The sequence below is a fragment of the Candidatus Sulfotelmatobacter sp. genome (assembly GCA_036500765.1).
In the GTDB taxonomy this organism is placed as follows: domain Bacteria; phylum Acidobacteriota; class Terriglobia; order Terriglobales; family Acidobacteriaceae; genus Sulfotelmatobacter.
Window position 1 is genome coordinate 1,167,909 of sequence record DASYBM010000004.1, and the last position, 22,858, is coordinate 1,190,766.

Sequence of the window (22,858 nt, forward strand, 5' to 3'; positions counted from 1 at the left end):
CCTACGAAACTTTTTTAGCACGCCGGCGATGCTCCAGCGAAGTTACCGAAGTATTCGCCTTCCCGGAGATGACCCCCGCCCGCACCTGGCGCACCGCGTCACTCAGGCAAATGCCCAAAATGGGTTGGTCGGAATTTTTCAGGATATCCACAATCTGCCGCTCCGAAGTCTCCAGATAAAGATGCTTTCCGTCAGTCAGCAGATGGCAATCAGAATTGCGGCTGACGATTTCGGCGAGTCCTTTGCCCAGTTCGCGCTTGAGAAACCGCATGACCTTTCGTACCCCTTGCAGAGAGAATCCCTTGCGGCGCAACTCGGAGATCACGGCCATCTCCGTCAACTGATCCATCGAGTACAGCCGGCGATGCCCTTCCCGTTGCGGTTTGACCACGCCGCGCTCGTCCCACCACTGCAACTGGCGAGCCGTGATGCCGGTTAGAGCTACCACGTCGTGCGATGTAAATGTGTCTTGCATGAATCCTCAAATCTGTTTGAAACAGAAGCAAGCCTGAATGTTTCAAACATTCTAGGCGCAGCTTGATAAGAGTCAAGCAAAGAGTCTGTGAAAAAAGAGTGACTAGGAGAGTTCCGGGGCAGTACAGGGGCGGACGCCTCGTCCGCTCCCGGCAACGTCAGAGTTCCAGACCACCGCCGACGAAATGGACAATTTCCAGGCGGTCGCCGTCGCGCAGTGGAGTCTGCGCCCAGCGGTCGCGCGGCACGATGTCGCGGTTGAGTTCGACGGCGACACGGTCGGACTTCATGCCGAGGATTTCCAGCAGAGCCGTGAGTGTAGACGGAGCGGGCGAGCCGGTGAAATCACGCTCTTCGCCATTGATTTGAAGTTTCATCGAAGGCAGTGTATCAGTACGCCGAACTCCAGCCAGAACTGCAAACGATTTGGTATTCGGCCAATCAGACGGCCCGTCACTTAAGGCTCGTACCTCCACAGATCGTTAAAATCTCCCCCCTTGCTATTCCCGCCAAACAGCCAAAAATTTCCCGAAGCGTCAATCCAAGCCGCCGCGCCGCCGCGCGATCCTGCGATGTTGCCGGGAGAAGCGACGCCTAAAGTGCCGTAGGTTCCCGCTTGGTTCGCAAGCTTCGACCCTCCTATCCAAGTCCATTCGCCCGCGCTATATCTCCACAGATCGTTCAATGGGGCGTTCGTCCCATCGAAGTCGAGGCCGGACCCGCCAAACAGCCATAAGTTGCCTGCCGCATCGCTCCACGTAATCGGCCATTGACGTGATCCAGGGGTATTGCCGGCTCCGGGCGTGCCTTGAGTTCCATAAGTACCCGCCTGATTGAACTCGTTCGAGCCGCTTATCCAGGTCCACTCCCCTGCGCGGTACCTCCAGAGATCGTTGAGAAGTCCTCCTCCTCCTCCTGCTCCCGATGAGGCGAAACCAGCTCCGCCGAACAACCACAAATTTCCGGAGGCGTCGCTCCAACCGACTGCCGTGTATCTCGATCCGGGAACGTTACCTGACGCTGAGATCCCCAAGGTCCCGTACACCCCGAATTGATCCGCAAGGTTCGACCCGCTCACCCAGGTCCATTGGCCCGCGCTGTACTTCCACAGATCGTTAAGATACGCATAGGTGCCCACCGAGTCGTAGCCGTATCCCCCGAAAAGCCACATATCCCCGGCGGGGTCAACGAAACTAACAGCATAAGCCCGCGCTCCCGGCATATTGCTGGGCGCCGCCGTGCCCAAAGTTCCGTAAGTGCCTGATTGGTTGGCCACATTCGAACCGCTCATCCATGTCCATTGCCCGGCGCTATACTTCCACAGATCATCAAGAGGGCCGTAGGTCCCCACTGAGTCGTAGCCGTATCCCCCGAAAAGCCAGAAATTCCCGACTGCATCGGTCCAACTGACGGCCGAGTGTCGCGCTCCTGGAACATTGTCCGGTGCAGAAGTTCCCTGAGTTCCATACGTTCCGACTTGATCGGGAATAGTCGAACCGCTCATCCACGTCCATTCGCCCGCGTTGTACTTCCAGAGATCGTTCATATCGCCGGAGCGAGCTTGTTGCCCCTCCGTGTTTTCATATCCGCCGAAGAGCCAGAAATCCCCGGCGGTGTCGATCCAATTGACGCTCCAGTACCGCGCGCTGGGCACGTTGCCTGGAGCCCCAACTCCCTGAGTTCCGTAGACTCCTTGCTGATAGGTGATGTCAGGGCCGCCCTCCCAAGTCCACTCATTGCTGCTGGCAGAGCTATAAACGCAGTCGACCTGAATATTCGTGACATTTGCATTGGCCATTCCGCTGCCGGCTGTAACGTCACAGGTCTGTGCTGGATTCAAGGGTTCAGTAAGAACAGTGACACTGTACGCACTGCCGTCAGAGATCGCCGTGCCAAACTGAAAGGATCCGTTTGTGGTGATCGCGAGGTTGTCTCCGCCGTTATCCTGGAGCACTAGTCCTGTACCGGCCAGACCCGAGACCGTACCGCCAATGTTGGAACTGGTCGTGCTGCAGGCAACCACAACATTGTTCACATTCGCCTTCGCGGCACCACTGCCATCCGTGACCACGCAGTTCTGCGCGGGATTGGACGGCTGCGTGAGGACCGTAACATCGTACGCGCCGCTACTGGCCACGGAGATGGTGAACGTAAACGACGTCTCGTCCGCGATTACGGTGAGGTTATTGCCGGCATTGTTCTGTAGCACCAGTCCCGTACCCGCCAGCCCCGAGATCGTACCTCCGATCGTGTATGTGGGGGGAATGATCGTAGTGTTGCCGGCGGAGCCTCCACTACACGACAGGACGGAAACCAATGCACCGAGAATCGGCACAAGCATCCAGGACTTAAGAACTTGTGCCTTGACGATAGTCGCGCGCGGATCTCCCATCCGCCTGCGGGGCGTGGCCGAAACGAAAGAGGAACACACAGCCGCCGGCAGTGCTGAAATTATTCTGGGGCATCGCATGCAATGGCCTTCTGGGGAGGAAATCCGCTCAAGCGCTGACTGGGGAGGAAAGAGAGGACAAAAAATTATGTTCCTCGGCCCCCGAAGTGTCAAACGCGATTTTCGAGCCCGCAAAGTTTCACATCAGAGCGTTTGACCTGGCGAAGTAGATATGCAGGCCTACTCTGCTTTGCGCAGAACGAATTTCCTCGTGGCGGTGCGGCCTTCAAAATTGGCTTGAACCAGCAGCGACGAATCCGGCAAGTCGGCTTCGGCCGCTTCAATCTTGATCTCGGCCGCGCCGCCGTTGTCGGCGACGGCCTGGGTATAGAACGGAGCCGCGCCGGGCCGGGCAAAGCGGAATGTGAGGCGCGCGCTGGGCGCCGCCGCCCCCCCATCGGTAACGCGCAGTCGCATGGTCAGATTGCGATCGGAGTGGATCGACTCGGCGTTGGTCCAGTGCACGTCCAATTCTTTGACGGCGGCCAGCACTTCCGGTTCGGGACGGTCGAGAACAGCGTCCAGCTTGCCTTCGCGGATTGCGTCGAGAACTAATCGGTGCTGCTCGCGCAGCATCTGCTCTTTTTGGGCGTCGCCGATTTGCCCTTCGCTGGTTTTGTTGTAAGAAGTTGCCTTCTTGCCCACGCAGCGCCCGCGGACGAAGACCTGCGTTTGCAGCAGGAGTTCGTTTTCACGCGCCTCGCTCTGCACGTGATAGATGGTGTCGCCGTGCTTCACGTCGGTATTGAAGCCGAAAATCATAGGAATTTTGTAATTGGGGAATTGAGCAATTGAGTAATTGTTAATCGAAAAAAATTCAGGAACAGGAACAGCGCCGTCTCCGTTGCCGCTCTTTTTTCGATTTCCCAATTACCCGATTACACAATTTCTCAATTCTCTCTCCATCGCTTGACACTCTGAGTGTCAGCCCATAACCTAGAATGTTTAAGGTAACGCTTGGCGCGAATTATATATACCTCGTCCTATGCCCGACAATTACTTCGCACGCTACCTCCCCTTTTTGATCCATATGCTGATGGCGGGCGGGATTGCGGCTGCGATTGTCACTCTTTCCTGGCTCATTGGCCAGCGTAAACCCACGCGGGCCAAACTGTCGCCTTACGAATGTGGTATGACCCCGGTGGGCGACTCCCGGCAGCGCTTCTCGGTCAAGTTCTACCTGGTCGCTATGCTGTTCATTCTGTTCGATGTTGAAGCGGTTTTTATTTACCCGTGGGCCATCAGCTTGCGCCAGCTCAAGGCCGAGGGCCAGGGGCATTTCGGGCTGTTCGAGATGTTGCTCTATATCGGCATTTTCCTGGTTGGCTTCTTCTACATTTGGAAAAAGGGTGTGCTCGACTGGGGCGAAACTTCTCCGAAGCGGGGAGACTCCTGAATGCCCTTGGCCCCCGCCATCACCGATCTGGAGCAACTGAAAAACCATCCGGCGATCGCTCGACTTTTGAGTTGGAACGCCGAGGCGGTGACCGGCGTGAAGTTCGATCGCGATGAAATGACGATTTTCGTTGATCGAGCCTATATCCGCGAGGCGAGCGTTGTGCTGAAAGATGACCCAGGTTGTCCTTTTAATTTTCTCTCAGACATAACCTGCGTCGACTGGTATCCCGCCGAGCCGCGGTTTGAGGTCGTGTATCACCTGCTGTCGATTCCGAATAAGGAGCGTATCCGGCTGAAAGTTCGACTCGATAGCGCCAGTCCGGCGGTCGAGTCGCTGACTTCGACCTGGCCCGGCGCCAATTATTTCGAACGTGAAGTTTTCGATCTCTTTGGCGTGCGCTTTACCGGGCACCCTTATTTGCGACGCATTCTGATGCCCGAAGACTGGGAAGGCCATCCGCTGCGCAAAGATTATCCCGTGGAGGGCTATCGCTAAAGCGCAATGGCCCACCTGAATCCCACGCCCGTGCTGGAGCCCGGCCAGGATCGCACCATGATCCTGAACATGGGCCCGCAACATCCCTCGACCCACGGCGTGCTGCGCGTGCTGCTCGAGATTGATGGCGAGACCATCGTGCGCATGATGCCCGACATCGGCTTCCTGCATACCGGAATCGAGAAGACCTGCGAGGCCAAGTTCTATCAGCAGGTGGTGCCGCTCACCGACCGCATCGACTACCTTTGCCCGTTGACCAATAATCTGTGCTACGTGCTGGCCGTGGAGAAATTGCTGGGGCTGGAGATCCCGCCAAAGGCGCAATGGCTGCGGGTTCTGTTGAATGAATTGACGCGCATCAACTCGCATCTCGTATGGCTCGGCACGCACGCGTTGGATATCGGCGCGATGACGGTGTTTTTGTATTGCTTCCGCGAGCGCGAAGAAATCTTAAAGATATTCGAGATGGTCAGCGGACAGCGCATGATGACATCGTACTTCCGCGTGGGCGGAATTGCGCTGGAGCCGCCGCTTGGATTTTTCGACCGTGTGCGCGACTTCGCGGGATATTTCCCCGAGAAGGTTGACGAATACGAAAATCTGCTCACCGGCAATCCAATCTGGGGGATGCGAACGAAAGGCGTCGCGCGGATGACGGCGGAGGACGCGATCGCTCTTGGCGCCTCAGGCCCAACTCTGCGTGGTAGCGGCGTCGACTTTGACTTGCGCCGGGACATGCCTTATTCGAGCTACGAAAAGTTTCAGTTCAAAGTGCCGGTATCGCAAGCCGGCGACGTGTTCGCCCGCTACATGTGCCGAGTGCAGGAACTGCGGGAATCGACCAACATCGTCCGCCAGGCTCTGGACGGCATGCCGGAAGGGCCGATCAAGGCCGACGCGCCGGGCGTGGTATTGCCTGATCGCGAAAAAATGAAGACGCAGATGGAATCGCTTATCTACCATTTCAAGATCATCACCGAAGGATTTGCGGTTCCGGCGGGCGAGGTGTATCAGGCAGTCGAATCGCCGCGCGGCGAGATGGGCTACTACATTGTGAGCGACGGCACGGCCAAGCCCTACCGCGTGCACATGCGCGCGGCGTGCTTGGCGAATTTGCAGACGCTGCCGAAGATATGCGAGGGCAGGCTGCTCGCGGATGTGGTGGCGGCGATTGGGAGCATTGATATTGTGCTGGGAGAAATCGACCGGTGAAATTCTCCGACGAATTTGAAAGCCGCTTCGCCGAGATGGTTCCGCACTATCCGACCAAGCGCTCGGCGCTCGTCCCTACGCTGCTTTACGCGCAGGACGAAGTCGGATATTTGAGCGACGAGGTGATCGCCGAACTGGCCTCGCGGCTCGATCTGACTGAACTCGAAGTGCGCAACGTAATCAGCTATTACTCGATGCTGACCACCAAGCCGCGCGGGAAATTCAACGTGCAGGTCTGCACGAATATCAGCTGTATGGTGCGCGGGGGCGAAGAGATCCTGCATCACTGCGCGACGAAGCTAGGCGTCGGCCATAAGCAAACGACGGCGGACGGTATGTTTACGCTGGAAGAAGTGGAGTGCATCGGCGCCTGCAGCTGGGCTCCGGCGGCGCAGGTGAATTACGATTTTCATGAGAATCTGACGGCGGAGAAGATGGACCGGATTCTGGACGACTACAAGAAGAAGGCAACGCAGTAAACAAATTGAGCAATTAGGTAATTGAGAAATTGTGTAATTGAAAAACCAGCCCCGCGGTAGAGGTTCTTCAATTACAAAATTACTAAATTACACAATTTCCAAATGGCGTCCCTGGTCTCCCATCCCGACGAAGTAAAAGTGGTCTCGAAGCGCTTCGGCCAAGGTGCGACCGATATCGATCGCTATCTTGAACTGGACGGCTACAAGGCCGTGCAGAAGGCGCTCGCCATGGAGCCGGATGCCATCATTAATGAGGTCAAGAATTCCGGCCTGCGCGGCCGCGGTGGCGCTGGATTCTCGACCGGGATGAAGTGGTCGTTCGTTCCTAAGCAATCGGCCAAGCCAAAATATGTGCTCTGCAACGGCGACGAGAGCGAGCCCGGCACCTGCAAAGACCGTTTGATCTTTGAACACGATCCGCATGCGGTGATCGAGGGCGTGATGATCGGCGCGCTGGCGGTCGGCGCAAAGAGCGGCTACATCTACATTCGCGGCGAATATCGATACCTTTCGATCATCATGCAGAAGGCGATCCGCGATGCTTACGCGAAGGGATTCGTCGGCAAGAACATTTTTGGCAGCGGCCGCGATCTCGACATTTATTGGCACGGCGGCGCGGGCGCTTACGAAGTCGGGGAAGAATCGGCGCTGATGGAATCGCTCGAAGGCAAGCGCGGCATTCCACGCATCCGTCCGCCCTTTCCCGCAGTGGTCGGTCTTTGGGGCGGACCGACGGTCATTAATAATGCCGAGACGCTGGCCAACGTGCCGCACATTATTCTGGGCGGATCCGATTGGTTCGCCAAACTCGGCACGCCGAAAAATGGCGGCACGCGCCTGTTCTGCCTAAGCGGCAATATCGCCAAGCCCGGCGTCTACGAACTGCCGATGGGCTATAACTTAAAGAAAATGATTTATGAAGTGGGTGGCGGCATTCCCCATGGGCGAAAGCTGAAGGCAGTCGTGCCTGGCGGATCGTCTTGCCCGTGCCTTACCGCCGACGAGATCGATGTCGCCATGGACTTCGATTCGGTGGCGAAGGCCGGGTCCATGCTGGGTTCGGGCGGGGTGGTCATAGTGGATGACCAGCAGTGCATCGTGAAATTCGCGCTGCGCACTATGAAGTTCTACAAGCATGAAAGCTGCGGATGGTGCATACCCTGCCGTGAAGGCACGGATTGGCTGGAGAAGACGCTCACGCGCTTTCATCGCGGCGGCGGCATGAAGAAAGACATCGACAACATGCAATACCTGTCCGAGAACATGCTGGGCAGAACTTTTTGTCCGCTGGGCGATGCGGCCGCGATGCCGACCATCGCGTTCGTAAAAAAGTTCCGCAAAGAATTCGAGGATCACTTGGACGGCAAGGCGTGCCCGTACGAAAAGGCGGGCGCGATGGAACTCGTGCACGCGTAGCGCGTTGAAGAAATTGAGTAATTGGGAAATTTAGTAATTGTGTAATTTGAGGTGACGGTTTGGGTTCGCGGCCTGAGGAGCTTCGCGATCGGACAAAGGCGTTCGCTCTTCGGATTATCCGCCTCTTTCGCTCGTTGCCGTATAAGACCGATACGCAGGTCTTAGGCAAGCAACTCTTGCGATGCGGAACTTCGGTGGCGGCGAACTACAGAGCCGTGTGCAGAGCGCGATCGAAGGCGGAATTCGTTGCGCGGATCGGCATCGTAGCAGAGGAAGCTGATGAAGCTGTACTCTGGCTTGAATTGTTAACTGAATCAGGAATGATCAAGCCGGAACTGACGACAGAACTATTGAAGGAAGCGAAGGAATTGGCGGCGATACTCACCGCCTCGCAACAAACAGCAAGAAGGTCGGCGTGATAAGTTTTCAATTACTCAATTACTAAATTTCCCAATTACCCAATGCCAGATGTGAATCTCACTGTCGACGGCAAGAAGCTCACGGCTCCCGCGGGCACGCTCCTCATTGAAGCCTGCAAGACTGTGGGCATCGAGGTGCCTTCTTTCTGTTATTACCCCAACCTCTCTCTCCAGGGCGCGTGCCGCATGTGCCTGGTGAAGGTCGAGAAAATGCCGAAGCTGCAAACCGCGTGTACCACGGTCATCAGCGAGGGCATGATCGTCACCACGGAGAGCGAGGAGATCAAGCAGGCGCGCAAGTCGATGCTGGAGATGCTACTTGGCAACCATCCTCTGGATTGCCCGGTGTGCGATGCCGGTGGCGAGTGCGAACTGCAGGACATGACGTTTTCCTATGGCGCCGCCGAATCGAAATTCATGGAGGCGAAGAACCACAAGGACGAGCAGCAGTGGAGTCCGGTGGTGTTCTTCGACCGGCCGCGCTGCATTCTCTGCTACCGCTGTGTGCGGATTTGCGGCGAAGGTATGGACGTGTGGGCTCTGGGCGTGCAGAACCGCGGCGTGGGTTCACTCATCGCTCCGAATAAGGAAGATCATCTGGAGTGCGAAGAGTGCGGAATGTGCATCGACATTTGCCCGGTCGGCGCGCTCACTTCGGGCGCGTATCGCTATAAGACGCGTCCCTGGGAGATGAAGCACGTGGGCACCGTGTGCACCCACTGCGGCGACGGCTGCAAGACTACGCTGGGTGTGCGGCGGTCTGATACTGGAATGGAAATCGTCCGCGGCGATAACCGCGACAAGAGCGGCACCAACGGCGACTTCCTGTGCATCAAGGGCCGATATGCGTTTGATTTCGCCAATCATGAAGAGCGCCTGGCGCAGCCACTCATCCGCAGGGATGGCAAGCTGACTCCCGCTACATGGGAAGAGGCATTCGAGTTGGTGGGAAAGAAATTTGCCGAAGTGCGCGACAAAGACGGCGGCGCGGCGATCGGGGTGATCGGTTCGACGCGCACGACCAATGAAGAGGCATATTTGCTCTCCAAATTTGCGCGCGTCGTGCTCAAGACCAACAACGTCGATCATCACCGCACGGCCGACTTCCCTGCCCTTTCGGCGGCGCTGCGCGGCAAGGTCGATGCGACTGCCAGTATGGCGGACGTATTCACCGCCCCCGCAATTCTATTGATCGGCAACGATCCTACGGAACAGCATCCACTGCTGGCCTGGCAGGTTCGCAACAACGTTCGTCTGCACCGCGCGAAGCTTTACGTGATCAATTCGCAATCGATCAAGCTGCGGCGGCAGGCGGCGAGCTTCACGCAGATTCCAGCAGGATCGGAAGGCAAGGTTGCTGCGTTCCTGGCTGGTGAGGACACGGCCGCGGATTCTCTGGTCGACACATCGAATAATAAAGACGCGTGGATCTGCCTCCGCGACAAGCTGCGCGCTGAGCAGAATCTCATCATCATCTTCGGATCGGAAATTCGCGGCAACGATGTTGCCAGTCTCATCAACTTTGGTTCCAGCATTCCCGGCGCGAAGTTCATCTGTCTCGCCGACTACGCTAACTCGCGCGGCGCGACTGACATGGGACTGTATCCCGATCTGCTTCCTGGCTATCATCCCACGGCGGGCAACAGCGCGTTCCATCAGGAGTGGACCATCCCGCAAACCGCTGGGCTCGATCTTCCTGGCATGGTCGATGCTGGAAAGAAAGGCCAGATCAAAGCTCTTTACGTCGTCGGATCTAATCCCGTTGGCCGCCTGAATATTGATCCGTTCGCCTTCTCGAAGAGCTTTGTGGTCGTGCAAGATATGTTCCTCACCGAAACCGCAGTCATGGCGGACGTGGTGCTGCCCGCCGCCAATGCGTACGAAAAATCCGGCACCATGACCAACACTTCCGGCGATGTGCAACTCGTGAAAAAGGCCGGCGAAATCTCCGGCACCAAGTCCGATTTTGAAATGACCGTCCGCATCGCCGATGCGATGGGCTTCGACATTCGCAAGTTGGTTCCCTTCGGCGGCAGCGTGCGCGCTGACATGGGACAGTCCCGCGGAGCGCAGTCCGGCGAGGCCGACCGGCACGCCGTGTGGCTTGAGATGCAGGGACTGGAGCCGAAGTTGAGCCCGCTCGACCCCATGGCGATTTTCGACGAGATTCAGCGCCTAGTTCCCGGCTATGACATCTCGCGTGTGAATCTGCTGGCTGGCAACGTCGAGCACACTTCGTTTAGCAAGAGCGGTCCGGGCGTGGCACATCACCCGGAGTCGATTTCTCCCGCCAACGACGGATTGTTTACGTCGGGTACGCTGGGACGCTACTCACGAACGTTGAAGTCCGTGATGGAGAGTCACGATGTGAAGCCCGCGGAAGTCGCTGCGGATTAGTATCGCCAGTACAAGTTGTCTTTGCCCAAGTTGTCCAACTGACAGTAAGAGCTACGAGTAAGAGAGGAAGCAAGGCTTGACGTTACCCATCTGGCTCTACATACTTGCGTCGGTGATCAAGTCCGGGTTGGTGCTGTTCGTGCTGCTCACCGCCGTGGCCTACACCGTGTGGCTGGAGCGCAAGGTGGTGGGCCACATGCAGAATCGCTGGGGCCCCACGCGGGTCGGCCCATTCGGCCTGCTGCAACCCGCCGCCGACGGAATCAAGTTTTTGTTTAAAGAAGACCTGACGCCGCCTCACGTCTACAAGCCGTTGTTCCTGGCGGCGCCGCTGATCGCCGTCATCTTTGCGCTGACATCCATCGCGGTCATTCCGTTTGGCAATTCGGTCACCATCGGCGGCTACAGCATTCCGTTGCAAATCACCGATGTGAACACGGGCCTGCTCCTGATTCTCGGCGTCACCTCGATCGGCGTGTACGGTGTCGCGCTCGCCGGATGGTCGTCGAATAATAAGTATTCTCTGCTTGGCGGCCTGCGCGCGAGCGCGCAGATGGTGAGCTACGAGATTTCTCTCGGCCTGTCCTTGGTGGGCGTGCTGATCATGTCGGGCAGCCTGAGCCTGCGCGTAATTGTGCAATCGCAGCAGGGACACTTCTGGGGATTCATTCCGCGCTGGAATATTTTCACTGGCCAGTTCATCGGCTTCTTCTGTTATCTTATGGCCGCCTACGCGGAAACGAACCGCATCCCATTCGATCTCCCTGAGGCCGAGACCGAACTGGTCGCGGGCTATCACACGGAATACAGCGCGATGAAATTTGCCATGTTCTTCATGGCCGAGTACGCCAACATGATCACGGTGGGCTCGCTGGCTACGCTGTTATTTTTCGGAGGATGGAACGGCCCGCTTTTCGGCCCCAGGATTCTTCAGACCGTCCTGCCAGTATTCTGGTTTGCGGCGAAGGTTTTCGCATTTCTCTTTTTATATATCTGGGTGCGGGGCACGTTGCCGCGCTTCCGTTATGACCAGTTGATGGCGTTTGGCTGGAAGTTTCTGCTTCCGCTGTCGCTGGCAAATCTGATCGCAACTGCGATTGCAGTAGCGTGGTAAAGAAGTTCTCAGTTCTCGGTCCTCGGTTCTCAGTCAGCGCGCACAAGCCGCAAACTGAGTGGCCGCTCCGGCGGGCTTTACTGAGAACTGAGAACTGGGAACTGAGACCTGATTCATGAGCATTCACCTAATCCTGTTCCTGGCTTTCGGGGCCGTTTGCGTGGCGGGGGCAATTAACCTGTTGGCGCAGACACATCCGATTAATAGCGCGTTGTCGCTGATTGCTGTGATGGCCGCACTGGCGGGCGAATATCTCCTATTAGGTGCGGAGTTCGTCGCAGCGGTGCAGGTGATCGTTTACGCCGGCGCCATCATGGTGCTCTTCGTTTTCACTATCATGCTCTTGAATGCCGGGGTCGAAGAGCGTACCCAGGGCAGCCGTGTCGCCATTTTATTTGGCGTCCCGGGAATGCTGCTGGGCAGTGTTCTGCTGGCCTGGGTCTTTCTGCGGCATTCCGGCACCGAAGCCGTGGCAGCGGGCGCTCTGCCGGGCGATCCCAACACCATCGGCGGATTGCTGTTTCACGATTTCCTGCTTCCCTTTGAAATTACTTCCGTCCTGATTCTGATCGCCATCATGGGCGCTGTTGTGCTGGCCAGCAAACCGGCGACTTCGGCGGTGGGCAAGGTGGAGGACTGATGGTGCCTCTTTCTTATTACCTCGTGCTGAGCGGAATTCTGTTCGCCTGCGGCGTGACCGGATTCCTCATCAAGCGCAACATCATCACCATCTTCATGTCGATTGAACTGATGCTGAACGGCGTGAATCTTTCGTTCGTCGCGTTCGCGGCGCATTGGCATTCACTGGCGGGGCAGGTTTTCGTCTTCTTCGTGATGGTCGTGGCCGCGGCGGAAGCGGCGGTCGGCCTGGCGATTATCATCGCCGTTTATCGCACGCGCGAAACTTTGAATGTGGATCAGGTGAACCTGCTCAAGCTATGACCTTAAAAATATGACTTCGTCTCTCAATCTGTGGCTGATCCCCGTGCTCCCGCTGGCGGGCGCCGCGATCAACGGCTTTCTCGGAAAGAAGTCGTCGCGCACCGCGGTGAGCGTGATTGCGCTATTTTTTTCTGGCGCTGCCTTCGCCTGGGCGCTGTCGGTTGCGCTGCGCGTTTCGGCCGAGTCTCTTCCGTATCAGGAATTCTTCGCGCACTGGATCCGCTCCGGCAGTTTTATGGTTGATTTCGCCTTCTACCTCGATCAGCTTTCGCTGATCATGCTGCTGGTCGTCACTGGCGTCGGATTTCTTATCCATATTTATTCCGTCGGCTACATGTGGGACGACCCTGGCTACTACCGCTTCTTCACTTATCTCAACCTATTCATGTTCTTCATGTTGACGCTGGTGCTGGCCAACAACTATCTGATGATGTTCATTGGATGGGAAGGCGTGGGCCTCGCGTCATATCTACTGATCGGATTCTGGTTCACCAAAGATTCCGCGGCATCGGCCGGCAAAAAGGCTTTCATCGTCAACCGCATTGGCGACTTCGGATTTCTTATCGGCATTTTTCTAATCATCCAGCATTTCGGCTCGCTGACCTTCACCGAAGTATTCGCCAAAGTTCAGCCGTTGGCACCGGAGACTGCCGGCGCTGGTTTTCTCACCGCGATGGGAATTTTGCTGATGGTCGGCGCTTGCGGAAAGTCCGCGCAGATCCCCCTCTACGTATGGCTTCCCGATGCCATGGAGGGGCCCACACCAGTTTCTGCGCTGATTCATGCTGCGACCATGGTGACAGCGGGAGTCTATATGGTCTCGCGCTCGCACATGATTTTCGAGCGCGCGCCAATGGCTCTGATGGTAGTCGCGATCATTGGAACGCTAACAGCATTTTTCGCCGCAACCATCGGCATTGCGCAAACCGACATCAAGAAAGTTCTCGCTTACTCCACCGTCTCGCAGCTGGGCTACATGTTCATGGCGTGCGGCGTGGGCGCATTTTCCGCCGGAATTTTTCACCTCATGACGCACGCCTTCTTCAAGGGCCTGCTATTCCTGGGCGCCGGTTCGGTGATCCACGCCGTGGCCGGCGAGCAGGACATGCGCAAGATGGGCGGCCTGCGCTCCTACATTCCGTGGACCTTCATGACCATGGGCATCGCGACGCTGGCCATCGCAGGAATTCCGCCATTTGCGGGCTTCTGGAGCAAAGACGAAATCCTCTGGAAGGCGTATCAGTCCAATCCGATTTACTGGGTGATTGGTGTCATCACCGCATTCATGACATCGTTCTACATGTTCCGTCTCTTGTTCATGACTTTTTGGGGCGATTATCAGGGCGCGCACGTGGATGAACATGGACACGCCTTCCACGCGCAGGGCGATCACGGCCATGGCGAGCCGCATGAAAGCCCCTGGGTAATGCTCGGGCCGCTGATGATTCTCGCGATCCTATCGACAGTCGGAGGTCTGGTCGGAATTCGCAATGGTTTCGAGCATTTCCTCGATCCGGTATTTGGCCATGAATTTCCCCGCGCCATGACCGAAGGCTCGGGGAGGACCGAACTCTTGTTGATGGCTTTTTCCGTGCTTTTCGCGTTGGCGGGCGCGATTCTGGCTTACGTGCTTTACGTGAGCAAACCGTATCTTCCGCAGAAGATCGCCGACGGGCTCAATGGCTTTTACGCCGCGGTCCTGAATAAATATTACGTTGACGAACTTTACGCCAAGCTCTTCGTTAAGCCGTTGATCGACGGATCGACCGCCATTCTGTGGCAGGGCGTCGACCGCAAAGTGATCGACGACTCGGTCAACAATGCGGCCGAGGGTGCGCGGCACGTCTCCGATGAAGTTCGCCACATGCAGTCGGGCAATTTGCGCTCCTATGCGGGCTGGGTTGCCGCCGGCGCCGCCGTAATGATTGCCTTCATGATCTGGATGGGGGTAGGACAATGATCGGTCGGACGATGAAGGTGGGCAGATGAACGGCCCCAGCCTCGATTCGATAATTCTCACGCTGGTGACTTTCGCGCCGCTCGCAGGCGCGGTGCTGCTCGTGCTGCTGCCGCGTCGTGACCGCGATATTCGAATATTCTCGCTCGTCGTCTCTTTACTAACTTTCGTGCTTTCGCTTCACCTTCCGGTCTATCTGCATCGCTCCCAGGCGGGGTTTCAGTACGAGATCGATCGTCCCTGGATTTCCACTCCCAACATTCACTACCACATGGGCATCGACGGTATCTCCGTGTGGCTCGTTGTGCTCACCACGTTCCTCACTCCACTGTGCGTGCTGATCTCCTGGAAATCTGTGCACGACCGGGTAAAGGAATTCTTCATTCTTCTGCTGATCATGGAAACGGCGCTGATCGGTGTTTTTACCTCGCTCGATCTTTTCCTCTTTTATTTCTTCTGGGAAGCCACGCTGATTCCGATGGCCCTGCTGATCGGCGTGTTCGGCCACGAGCGCAAGGTCTATGCAGCCGTGAAATTCTTCATGTACACGATGATCGCGTCTGTTTTCATGCTGGCAGCGATTCTGTGGCTGTACGCTCATACCGGCAGCTTCGACTTCGTCACGATCCGCGATCAGATTGCGCGCGGCGCAGTACCGAATTTCCCGGCCGCGGCACAGTGGTTGTTCCTTGGTTTTTTCCTGGCATTCGCGGTGAAGGTTCCGCTCTTCCCATTCCACACCTGGCTGCCGGATGCGCACGTCGAAGCCCCGACCGCGGGATCGGTGCTGTTGGCCGGCGTTCTGCTCAAGATGGGCACCTACGGCATGCTGCGCTTCAACCTCGGCCTGTTTCCCGAGCAAGCCCGCCACAACGCTTCATGGATCATGATCCTTGCCCTTATCGGGATCATTTATGGCGCACTGGTAGCGATGGTGCAGCCCAACATGAAGAAGCTGATCGCGTACTCTTCCGTCAGCCATCTGGGCTTCGTGGTGCTCGGCATCTTCAGCTTCACGCAAACTGGACTGAATGGCGCCATGTTCGTCATGCTGGCTCACGGAGTTTCGACCGGCGGGCTTTTCATGCTGGCCGGCATTCTCCACGAACGGCGCCACACTTATGAAATTTCGGAATTCGGCGGCCTCGCTTCCATCACGCCGATTTACGCAGCCTCGTATCTGTTCATCGTTCTGGCTTCGGTCGGACTTCCATTGCTCAACGGCTTTATCGGCGAATTCCTGGTGCTGAGCGGGGCATTTCAGGACAAAGCTATCTACGGAATTCTCGGCGCAACCGGCATCGTCTGGAGCGCGGCCTATCTGCTGTGGATGTACCAGCGCGTGTTCTATGGCAAGGTGACGAATCCCATCAATAATTCCATGGGCGACATGATCGGCTTCGAGAAGGCGGCCGTATGGCCTTGCGCAGCAGCCGCGCTGGCGATGGGCGTGGCTCCGATTTTGTGGCTGGGCGCCATCGATCCTGCCGTGCAGGCCGCGCTCACTCCGTTCACGCAGGTAGTCAGCAAGGTGGTGGGCCAATGACGGCACTCGCCTTACTCCAAACGACATTGCCAATCCCTCCGTCGGTTCCGCAGACGATTCCGCAAGGCGTCGATTATATCCGCGTTCTGCCCGAACTGATTCTCTCCGCCTTCGGCATCTTGGTCATGCTTCTCGATCCTCTGGTTGACGAAGAAAAGAGCCAGAAGTTGCTGGGTTTTCTGGGGCTCGGCGGCGCGGTCGCCGCGCTTCTCGCGACGTACTATATGGCGCATTTTCCCGGCCTCGCATTTTCCAACATGGTGAAGGTCGATTCCTTCAGCGTATTCTTCCATTTTCTGATCATTGCGATCGCTGCCGTCGTGATCCTCAGTTCGTTCGAGTACATGGCGGTGCAAAAGATTCGCGCGGGCGAGTATTACGCACTCGTTCTTTTCGGCACGGTCGGCATGGCTCTGATGTCCTCGGCCATTGAACTGGTTTTAATTTTTATCGGTCTGGAAATCTCTTCAATTTCCACTTACATCCTCGCAGGATTCCGTCGCAGCGAGGCCTCGAGCGCGGAATCGTCGCTCAAGTATTTTCTTCTCGGCTCTTTCGCGACCGCTTTTTTCCTTTATGGCGTGGCGCTCATGTTCGGCGCCACGGGATCCACGAACATTGCCCTCATCAGCCAGAAGCTGCAAGCCGGTCCTGTCGAAGTGCTCGTCTATGTGGCTATGGCACTAATGTTCGTCGGCCTTGGATTCAAAGTGGCTGCTGCGCCATTCCATATCTGGACGCCCGACGTTTACGAAGGTGCGCCCGCTCCCGTCGTCGGCTTCATGTCGACCGCACCCAAAGCGGCAGCTTTCGCCGTTCTGCTGCGCGTTGTATTCACCATCAATGCCCCTGGCCGCTATTGGCCCATCTGGGTGGCGGCGGCTTTCTCCATGACGCTGGGCAATATAGGCGCGCTCGTGCAGACGAATATTAAGCGTCTGCTGGCTTACTCTTCAATTGCCCATGCCGGATATGTTCTGGTGGCGTTCGCGATGACCGCCTCGGACAACTCCGCTGCCGGAATTTCCGCGGCCATGTTTTACACCGCTTCCTACGCCGCCATGAACGTGGGCGCGTTCGCGGTGGTCAGCCACTTCGCCAACGCCGGCGAGCGCTACGTGACCCTCGAAGACTATGAAGGTTTGGGCCGTACCTCTCCACTGCTGGCAGTTACACTCACAATTTTTCTGCTCTCGCTGATCGGCATCCCGATGACGGGAGGCTTTTTCGCCAAGTTCTACGTTTTCAGCGCGGCGGTGAAATCGAACTTGATTTGGCTCACCCTCATCGGCGTGGTAAACAGCGCCATCGGCGCTTACTACTATCTCCGCGTTGTGGTCGCGATGTACATGCGGGAATCACGTAAGCCCGTCCTAGTCGGTCCGGTTCCTTTTGGACTCGGCCTCGCGCTCGCGATCACCATTCTGGCCACGCTTTATCTTGGCATCCTGCCCAATCAGGTCCTGCAATACGCGCAACAGTCCGCGCAGGAGTTGCGTCCTCCGCAATTGCCCGCTGACTCCGCACAGGCCAGGCAAAACCCGCCCCCAGCGCGCGTTTCAGGGCGCTGATTTTTCCGCGAAAAATCGTGCGTCCCGGATTGACAAGAGGCTGCACCCGCATGCATCATGTGTGCACACGTTTCAGCTCATGTCCTTCCCTCTCGAGGAACAGACAGCGGCCTGGAGGAAATCAAATGTCTAAATTGATGCATCAGCTTTGGTCGGAAGATGCGGGACAAGACATCGCCGAGTACGCAGTAATGTTGGCGGTCATCCTAGTTCTGGTGGTGGGAACGGTCCGCTTGATCGGATCGAACGCCAATAATGCATTCTCAAGCGTTGCCAGCTCTCTCCAATAACTGGCGCCATTCTGTTCCATCGAATTTGTGCTAGACCGAGATTCTCTATGACACGATTTACTCCCGGCGCCGCGTATACCGCTTACTTCCGGTTTACGGAAGCAGCGGCTGCGGAGCAGCTTGGAGTGAGGATAAGCCACTAACGGCTACCTGAACGACAAGCTTCCACCGCAGCCGCGATCGAGAGATCGCGGCTTTTGTTTTACGCCAACGAGTCCACCAAGGAGAGCCAGCCATGATCGTCAACATGTCAGAGAAAGCCACCGAGCAGGAAATCAATCATGTCATTGAACGAATCCGCGAAGCTGGCTACCAGCCCCACGTCACACGCGGCACCGAGCGCACCATTGTCGCCGCCGTCGGTAGCGGACGCAGGCACGAGATCGAAGCGCTGCAAGTTGCTCCCGGCGTGGACAACGTGGTCGCGATCGCTCAACCCTTCAAACTGGTCAGCCGCCAGGTCAGGCCCGAACGCACCGTCGTAAACATCAATGGCGTTGCCATCGGTGGTCCTGAAGTCGTCGTCATCGCCGGCCCGTGTTCGGTTGAATCGCGCGCGCAGTTGTTCGACACGGCCCACGCCGTAAAACGAGCCGGAGCCGCGATGCTGCGTGGCGGTGCGTACAAACCACGCACTTCACCGTACGATTTTCAGGGCCTCGGCCTCGAGGCGCTGAAAATTCTGCGTGCCGCTCGCGAAGAAACCGGACTGCCCGTGGTCACCGAAGTGATGAGCACCGAAGATATCGACATAATTTGCGAACATGTGGACATGCTGCAAGTGGGTGCGCGCAACATGCAGAATTTCGCTCTGCTGCGCCGTCTCGCCACGGTCAGCAAGCCGATCCTGCTGAAGCGTGGGCCGTCTGCCACGGTGAAAGAATGGCTGCTTGCCGCCGAGTACCTGCTCTCGGGCGGCAATCAGCAAGTTGTCTTGTGCGAGCGCGGAATTAAGACCTTTGAAACTGAGATGCGCAATACCATCGACCTCGCGGCGGTCGCGTTGGCCCGCGATCTTTCGCACCTGCCCGTAATTGCGGATCCTTCGCACGGCACCGGCAAGCAAAGTTTGATCGCAGCTGTATCCCGTGCGGCGGTTGCTGTCGGCGCGGATGGATTGATCATTGAAGTTCATCCCTGCCCGGAGCGCGCTCTCTCCGATGGTCCGCAGTCGCTCGACTTCGCCGGTTTCGGCAAGGTTATGCGCTCCCTGGCGGAGCCGCTGCGGCAGACTGCCAGCCTGCCCGCTGCCCTGCCGGCAGCGTTGTAGTGGCAGTCACGGACCGCGCTGGAATCTGGATGGAACAGGAGCTTCTGTACGTGAAAAAGAATGTCTGGAGAGCTGTCGTCGAAGTGGCATTCATCGTTTTCCTGTTTTATTCCAATCTCCTGATGGGAGAGTTCGAACGGTCTGGGATGGGACAGAAAAAAGGTTGGGCTTGGGCACTCCGCGATGTGCTGACTCTGTCCAACTTCGAAATCGCCGCGATAGCGGCGCTACTCGGCTATTTCGCTTTCGAATTTCTTCGCAAGAAACTCTAGCAATCCCGAGAAGAGAAATCAGTCAGCTGTCCGCTGTCGGCCAAATCAACCCCATAAAACCCCTCTGACTTTTTGCGCTCGTTCCGAGGCTGATAATCTGAAAGTCCAGCTGAAAGCTGACGGCTGAGAGCTGACAGCTGTTTCCAGTGGACAAACGAAACGAAACGCTATAAAAAGAAAGCCAGCCTCGCGGCGTCGTCCGATGCGGTATGATTCGCCGCAAGCTATATTCCCGTGCTAAACGAAGAACGTCGCCGCGCCATTCTCGATCAACTCACCCATCAGGGCCGGGTTCTCGTCACCGAACTTGCCCGCCAATTCGAAACCTCGCAGGTTACGATTCGGAAGGATCTCGAAATCCTGCACGCTCACGGCCTGGTGCACCGCACTCATGGTGGCGCACTCCCTTCCCGCGACGGAGCGCTCGAAGACCCCACGCTGCGCGAAAAAGAAAAGCTGCACCACCAGGAAAAAATGCGTATCGCGGACAGCGCCGCTGAAAAAGTAAAAGAAGGTCAGGTGCTGATTCTCGACTCCGGCACCACGACCACCGCGATCGCCCGCGCCCTGCGCAATTTCAAGAACCTCACCATCATTACGAATGCCGTCAACATCGCCGCGGAACTCGCTGGCACAGCAGTCGAAGTGATTCTGACCGGCGGCACGCTGCGCAAGAATTCTTTTTCGCTCGTCGGCCCCATCGCCGAGGAAACCCTGCGCCGCCTCAGCGCCGATCTTTTATTTCTGGGCGTAGATGGCTTCGACGTCCACTACGGATTAAGCACGCCCAACCTTCTGGAAGCGAAAGTGAATCGCGTGATGGTCGAAGTCGCCAGGAAAACCGTGGCCGTCTGCGATGCCAGCAAATTTGGCCGCCGCAGCCTGAGCCTGATCGCTCCGCCTTCGGCGCTGCACGAAGTGATCACCGACCGCGGCGCTCCCAGGTCCGCCGTCCGCGCCCTGAAACAAGCCGGAATCGAAGTCACGCTGGTGTGAGAAAGCTCATTCGTCAGTTTGGGTTAAATTACAAATAGTTTTTCATCCTGAGCGAGCGCGTCGGTGAGCGAAGCGAACCGACGAGCGCAGTCGAAGGACCCCTGCAACTCCGCCGTTCCGTTGCTGTTGCAAGGCATTCTTACACGCACCAAGTACCCATGCCTCGTTTCGACGTCACCATCGCCGGCGAACTCAACCTCGACCTGATTCTCTACGGCCTTCCCGAGCAACTCCCGCCCGAGCGCGAACTGCTCGCTAGCCACATGATGCTCACCCTCGGCTCCTCCTCGGCGATCGTCGCGCATAACCTGGCCGCACTCGGCAGCCGCGTCGGATTTCAATCCTTAATCGGCGACGATCCCCTCGGACAAATCGCTCTCGATCGCCTGCAACAAAGCGGCGTCGACGTATCGCAAGTCCGCCGCGTCCCCGGCTCAACCACCACGGGACTAACCGTGATCCTCCATCACGAGCAGTGGCGCAACATTCTCACTTACGCGGGAACGATCGCGGAAACGTCCTGGCAGCATCTCGACCTCGACTACCTCGCCGACTCGCGCCACTTCCATCTATCGTCGTACTATTTGCAGCGCGCCCTACGCCCGCACGTCACCGAACTATTTCAACATCTGAAATCGAAAGGCCTAATGATTTCTCTCGACACCAACGATGATCCCGAAGATAAATGGGAAGCCAAAGGGGAAGGCGGCCTGCAAGAAGTCCTGCGCCACGTCGACGTCTTCCTTCCCAACGAACGCGAAGCCTGCAAAGCGGCCGGAACCGAAGACTTGGAAGTTGCGATCAAGAAACTTTCGAAGCTGGTGCCGCTGGTAGTAGTAAAGCTAGGTCCGAAGGGAGCCCTGGCTCAGCGCGGCGCAGAACGCATCACCGTCCCGTCGGAGCCAGTCGTGCCGGTAGACACCGTCGGTGCCGGCGACAGCTTCGATGCCGGCTTCCTGCATGAATATGTCCGTGGCGCAGACCTGCCTACATGCCTGAAAAGTGGAAATCTAGCCGGAGCCTTCTCGACCACCCGCCCCGGCGGCACCGAAGCCTTCCGCGACGCAGAACACCGCAAGAAATTCCTCGCCGAGCGCGGCGCATAGTTGCGCCGACTCAAATGGGCGTAATGGCGAGATTTCGCACAGCCAAAGGCAACAGCGAAATTATTGGGGATCGGGCAAGGCCCCAGCCGCAACCAAAAGGTCAATTACATTTTCAACCTGTTTTTCATGTTCCGGACCACGGCTCTGCCTCGACGAAGACCTGTCCGCGGCTAGTTCGAGCCGAGCCAGATGCAGCGCAGACATGTTCTTATCGTTTTTCGCATTTACGTTGGCTCCTGCTTCAATCAATGCCTTCACCGCATCTGGATCGGCACGCTGTGTAGAGTAATAGAGGGCCGTTTCTCCCGTGATGTTCTTGTCGTTGACGGAGGCCCCAGCAGCAATGAGCATTCTGACTTTAGCAAAGCTCCTAGCGTACATGAGAGCGGTCATGCCAAATCGATTTCCTATGTTCACGTTTGCTTTGTGGTCTATCAGAAGTTTGACTAGCTTTTCATCTCCAAAGCATGCCGCCGCCATCAAAGGGGTTTGCCAGTTCTTGTTCAGTGCGTCCGCGCTCGCACCGTGATTGAGCAAAAGAGTAGTGATCTCGACGCTGGGATCAAACCCCGTAACCGGCATCAGAGTTTGGTCCCCCATGTGCATCGCCGCAACAAGGGCCGGGATTCCCTCCTGAGTCTTTGCATTGGGGTTTGCTCCAAGTTGTAGAAGGCGCTCGACCATCGCAGCGTCCTTACGCTCAGCGACGATGGCCGCAAACGAAAAATCGTCAGGTTTGTTTTGATCGTCAATCGACGCGGACGAAATGACACGAATCCCGTCTTTCGTTGAGATGGCATGCAATACAACTTCTCGATTCTTTTCCCGATCGAACCACTTCAGGGTTAGTGATTCCGAGTTTGGAGTGATCCGAATCAACCGTCAGGCTGGCGGTGTCGCCATTTATCTTTAGTTGGCCTCGGAGGAAGACTGAATCAGTAGTCTGACTATGCGCGAAGGAAGCAATGAGAAGGGCTGCTACTGCTCGGAATCGCGGAAATAAACGGTGCATTGCGGTAATGAACAGGCTGCGATGGAACCCGGCAATCGTAGC

23 protein-coding genes are annotated in these 22,858 nt (G+C 57.0%); 18 read left to right on the plus strand and 5 right to left on the minus strand.

Features of this window, described 5'->3' with window-relative positions; all coding sequences use genetic code 11:
* Nucleotide 1: 1 nt before the first annotated feature.
* From VGM18_07990 to VGM18_08005, 4 genes are all read right to left on the minus strand, one after another.
* The gene (locus VGM18_07990; protein HEY3972930.1) at nucleotides 2-475 is read right to left on the minus strand and encodes a MerR family transcriptional regulator; all 474 of its coding nucleotides are present in this window, start codon (nucleotides 473-475) and stop codon (nucleotides 2-4) included.
* Nucleotides 476-632: 157 nt separating this feature from the next.
* Nucleotides 633-851, minus strand: coding sequence for a sulfur carrier protein ThiS (thiS, locus tag VGM18_07995; GenBank protein ID HEY3972931.1), 219 nt, complete (start codon nucleotides 849-851; stop codon nucleotides 633-635).
* An 80-nt stretch (nucleotides 852-931) separates the two neighbouring features.
* Complete coding sequence (locus VGM18_08000) at nucleotides 932-2,809, minus strand: kelch repeat-containing protein (GenBank protein ID HEY3972932.1); 1,878 nt, start codon at nucleotides 2,807-2,809, stop codon at nucleotides 932-934.
* Between the two features lie 294 nt (nucleotides 2,810-3,103).
* Nucleotides 3,104-3,685 carry a hypothetical protein gene (locus VGM18_08005; GenBank protein HEY3972933.1) on the minus strand — a complete coding sequence of 194 codons (582 nt, stop codon included), beginning with the start codon at nucleotides 3,683-3,685 and terminating at the stop codon, nucleotides 3,104-3,106.
* A 223-nt stretch (nucleotides 3,686-3,908) separates the two neighbouring features.
* Here VGM18_08005 and ndhC point away from each other — a divergent pair, with 223 nt between their 5' ends.
* The 18 genes from ndhC to VGM18_08095 all read left to right on the plus strand — a co-directional run bounded on the left by ndhC (nucleotide 3,909) and on the right by VGM18_08095 (nucleotide 21,804).
* A complete protein-coding gene (gene ndhC / locus VGM18_08010; protein HEY3972934.1) occupies nucleotides 3,909-4,319 on the plus strand; it encodes an NADH-quinone oxidoreductase subunit A in 411 nt (136 codons plus the stop codon).
* The gene (locus tag VGM18_08015) at nucleotides 4,320-4,817 is read left to right on the plus strand and encodes an NADH-quinone oxidoreductase subunit C (GenBank protein HEY3972935.1); all 498 of its coding nucleotides are present in this window, start codon (nucleotides 4,320-4,322) and stop codon (nucleotides 4,815-4,817) included. It abuts the gene before it with no gap.
* A 6-nt stretch (nucleotides 4,818-4,823) separates the two neighbouring features.
* Nucleotides 4,824-6,029, plus strand: a complete 1,206-nt coding sequence (nuoD, locus tag VGM18_08020; protein HEY3972936.1) for an NADH dehydrogenase (quinone) subunit D — start codon at nucleotides 4,824-4,826, stop codon at nucleotides 6,027-6,029.
* A gap of 35 nt (nucleotides 6,030-6,064) precedes the next feature.
* Nucleotides 6,065-6,508, plus strand: coding sequence for an NAD(P)H-dependent oxidoreductase subunit E (locus VGM18_08025; protein HEY3972937.1), 444 nt, complete (start codon nucleotides 6,065-6,067; stop codon nucleotides 6,506-6,508).
* 102 nt (nucleotides 6,509-6,610) lie between these two features.
* Nucleotides 6,611-7,924, plus strand: a complete 1,314-nt coding sequence (nuoF, locus tag VGM18_08030; protein HEY3972938.1) for an NADH-quinone oxidoreductase subunit NuoF — start codon at nucleotides 6,611-6,613, stop codon at nucleotides 7,922-7,924.
* 59 nt (nucleotides 7,925-7,983) lie between these two features.
* The gene (locus VGM18_08035) at nucleotides 7,984-8,343 is read left to right on the plus strand and encodes a four helix bundle protein (GenBank protein ID HEY3972939.1); all 360 of its coding nucleotides are present in this window, start codon (nucleotides 7,984-7,986) and stop codon (nucleotides 8,341-8,343) included.
* A 42-nt stretch (nucleotides 8,344-8,385) separates the two neighbouring features.
* Nucleotides 8,386-10,740, plus strand: a complete 2,355-nt coding sequence (gene nuoG, locus VGM18_08040; protein ID HEY3972940.1) for an NADH-quinone oxidoreductase subunit NuoG — start codon at nucleotides 8,386-8,388, stop codon at nucleotides 10,738-10,740.
* A 76-nt stretch (nucleotides 10,741-10,816) separates the two neighbouring features.
* Nucleotides 10,817-11,854, plus strand: a complete 1,038-nt coding sequence (gene nuoH / locus VGM18_08045) for an NADH-quinone oxidoreductase subunit NuoH (protein HEY3972941.1) — start codon at nucleotides 10,817-10,819, stop codon at nucleotides 11,852-11,854.
* A gap of 115 nt (nucleotides 11,855-11,969) precedes the next feature.
* Complete coding sequence (locus VGM18_08050; protein ID HEY3972942.1) at nucleotides 11,970-12,494, plus strand: NADH-quinone oxidoreductase subunit J; 525 nt, start codon at nucleotides 11,970-11,972, stop codon at nucleotides 12,492-12,494.
* A complete protein-coding gene (gene nuoK / locus VGM18_08055; protein HEY3972943.1) occupies nucleotides 12,494-12,796 on the plus strand; it encodes an NADH-quinone oxidoreductase subunit NuoK in 303 nt (100 codons plus the stop codon). Before VGM18_08050 ends, nuoK begins: the two co-directional genes overlap by 1 nt.
* A 10-nt stretch (nucleotides 12,797-12,806) precedes the next feature.
* On the plus strand, nucleotides 12,807-14,756 hold the full coding sequence (nuoL, locus tag VGM18_08060; protein ID HEY3972944.1) for an NADH-quinone oxidoreductase subunit L: 1,950 nt from the start codon (nucleotides 12,807-12,809) through the stop codon (nucleotides 14,754-14,756).
* 25 nt (nucleotides 14,757-14,781) lie between these two features.
* On the plus strand, nucleotides 14,782-16,299 hold the full coding sequence (locus VGM18_08065) for an NADH-quinone oxidoreductase subunit M (GenBank protein HEY3972945.1): 1,518 nt from the start codon (nucleotides 14,782-14,784) through the stop codon (nucleotides 16,297-16,299).
* Entirely contained in the window at nucleotides 16,296-17,870 is a 1,575-nt protein-coding gene (locus tag VGM18_08070) for an NADH-quinone oxidoreductase subunit N (protein ID HEY3972946.1), read from the plus strand. The genes VGM18_08065 and VGM18_08070 overlap by 4 nt, the downstream gene beginning before the upstream one ends.
* Nucleotides 17,871-17,995: 125 nt before the next feature.
* Nucleotides 17,996-18,160, plus strand: a complete 165-nt coding sequence (locus tag VGM18_08075) for a hypothetical protein (protein ID HEY3972947.1) — start codon at nucleotides 17,996-17,998, stop codon at nucleotides 18,158-18,160.
* A 235-nt stretch (nucleotides 18,161-18,395) separates the two neighbouring features.
* Nucleotides 18,396-19,430 carry a 3-deoxy-7-phosphoheptulonate synthase gene (gene aroF, locus VGM18_08080; protein ID HEY3972948.1) on the plus strand — a complete coding sequence of 345 codons (1,035 nt, stop codon included), beginning with the start codon at nucleotides 18,396-18,398 and terminating at the stop codon, nucleotides 19,428-19,430.
* Nucleotides 19,430-19,702: a hypothetical protein gene (locus VGM18_08085; GenBank protein ID HEY3972949.1), complete on the plus strand. Its 273-nt coding sequence runs from the start codon at nucleotides 19,430-19,432 to the stop codon at nucleotides 19,700-19,702. The genes aroF and VGM18_08085 overlap by 1 nt, the downstream gene beginning before the upstream one ends.
* Nucleotides 19,703-19,936: 234 nt before the next feature.
* On the plus strand, nucleotides 19,937-20,698 hold the full coding sequence (gene agaR / locus VGM18_08090) for a transcriptional repressor AgaR (GenBank protein HEY3972950.1): 762 nt from the start codon (nucleotides 19,937-19,939) through the stop codon (nucleotides 20,696-20,698).
* A 158-nt stretch (nucleotides 20,699-20,856) separates the two neighbouring features.
* Nucleotides 20,857-21,804, plus strand: coding sequence for a sugar kinase (locus VGM18_08095; protein HEY3972951.1), 948 nt, complete (start codon nucleotides 20,857-20,859; stop codon nucleotides 21,802-21,804).
* Between the two features lie 60 nt (nucleotides 21,805-21,864).
* Here the strand turns inward: VGM18_08095 and VGM18_08100 are convergent, their stop codons facing one another.
* Nucleotides 21,865-22,608: an ankyrin repeat domain-containing protein gene (locus tag VGM18_08100; protein ID HEY3972952.1), complete on the minus strand. Its 744-nt coding sequence runs from the start codon at nucleotides 22,606-22,608 to the stop codon at nucleotides 21,865-21,867.
* Nucleotides 22,609-22,858 lie beyond the last annotated feature (250 nt).

What these genes read in the sequence shown, in the direction of transcription:
- nuoD (HEY3972936.1), top strand. Translation starts at nt 4,824, where the DNA reads ATGGCCCACCTGAATCCCACGCCCGTGCTGGAGCCCGGCCAGGATCGC.
- nuoK (HEY3972943.1), top strand. Translation starts at nt 12,494, where the DNA reads ATGGTGCCTCTTTCTTATTACCTCGTGCTGAGCGGAATTCTGTTCGCC.
- VGM18_08025 (HEY3972937.1), top strand. Translation starts at nt 6,065, where the DNA reads ATGGTTCCGCACTATCCGACCAAGCGCTCGGCGCTCGTCCCTACGCTG.
- aroF (HEY3972948.1), top strand. Translation starts at nt 18,396, where the DNA reads ATGATCGTCAACATGTCAGAGAAAGCCACCGAGCAGGAAATCAATCAT.
- nuoL (HEY3972944.1), top strand. Translation starts at nt 12,807, where the DNA reads ATGACTTCGTCTCTCAATCTGTGGCTGATCCCCGTGCTCCCGCTGGCG.
- nuoG (HEY3972940.1), top strand. Translation starts at nt 8,386, where the DNA reads ATGCCAGATGTGAATCTCACTGTCGACGGCAAGAAGCTCACGGCTCCC.
- VGM18_07990 (HEY3972930.1), bottom strand. Translation starts at nt 475, where the DNA reads ATGCAAGACACATTTACATCGCACGACGTGGTAGCTCTAACCGGCATC.
- VGM18_08005 (HEY3972933.1), bottom strand. Translation starts at nt 3,685, where the DNA reads ATGATTTTCGGCTTCAATACCGACGTGAAGCACGGCGACACCATCTAT.
- VGM18_08075 (HEY3972947.1), top strand. Translation starts at nt 17,996, where the DNA reads ATGTCTAAATTGATGCATCAGCTTTGGTCGGAAGATGCGGGACAAGAC.
- VGM18_08050 (HEY3972942.1), top strand. Translation starts at nt 11,970, where the DNA reads ATGAGCATTCACCTAATCCTGTTCCTGGCTTTCGGGGCCGTTTGCGTG.
- ndhC (HEY3972934.1), top strand. Translation starts at nt 3,909, where the DNA reads ATGCCCGACAATTACTTCGCACGCTACCTCCCCTTTTTGATCCATATG.
- thiS (HEY3972931.1), bottom strand. Translation starts at nt 851, where the DNA reads ATGAAACTTCAAATCAATGGCGAAGAGCGTGATTTCACCGGCTCGCCC.
- VGM18_08015 (HEY3972935.1), top strand. Translation starts at nt 4,320, where the DNA reads ATGCCCTTGGCCCCCGCCATCACCGATCTGGAGCAACTGAAAAACCAT.
- VGM18_08070 (HEY3972946.1), top strand. Translation starts at nt 16,296, where the DNA reads ATGACGGCACTCGCCTTACTCCAAACGACATTGCCAATCCCTCCGTCG.
- VGM18_08095 (HEY3972951.1), top strand. Translation starts at nt 20,857, where the DNA reads ATGCCTCGTTTCGACGTCACCATCGCCGGCGAACTCAACCTCGACCTG.
- nuoF (HEY3972938.1), top strand. Translation starts at nt 6,611, where the DNA reads ATGGCGTCCCTGGTCTCCCATCCCGACGAAGTAAAAGTGGTCTCGAAG.
- VGM18_08065 (HEY3972945.1), top strand. Translation starts at nt 14,782, where the DNA reads ATGAACGGCCCCAGCCTCGATTCGATAATTCTCACGCTGGTGACTTTC.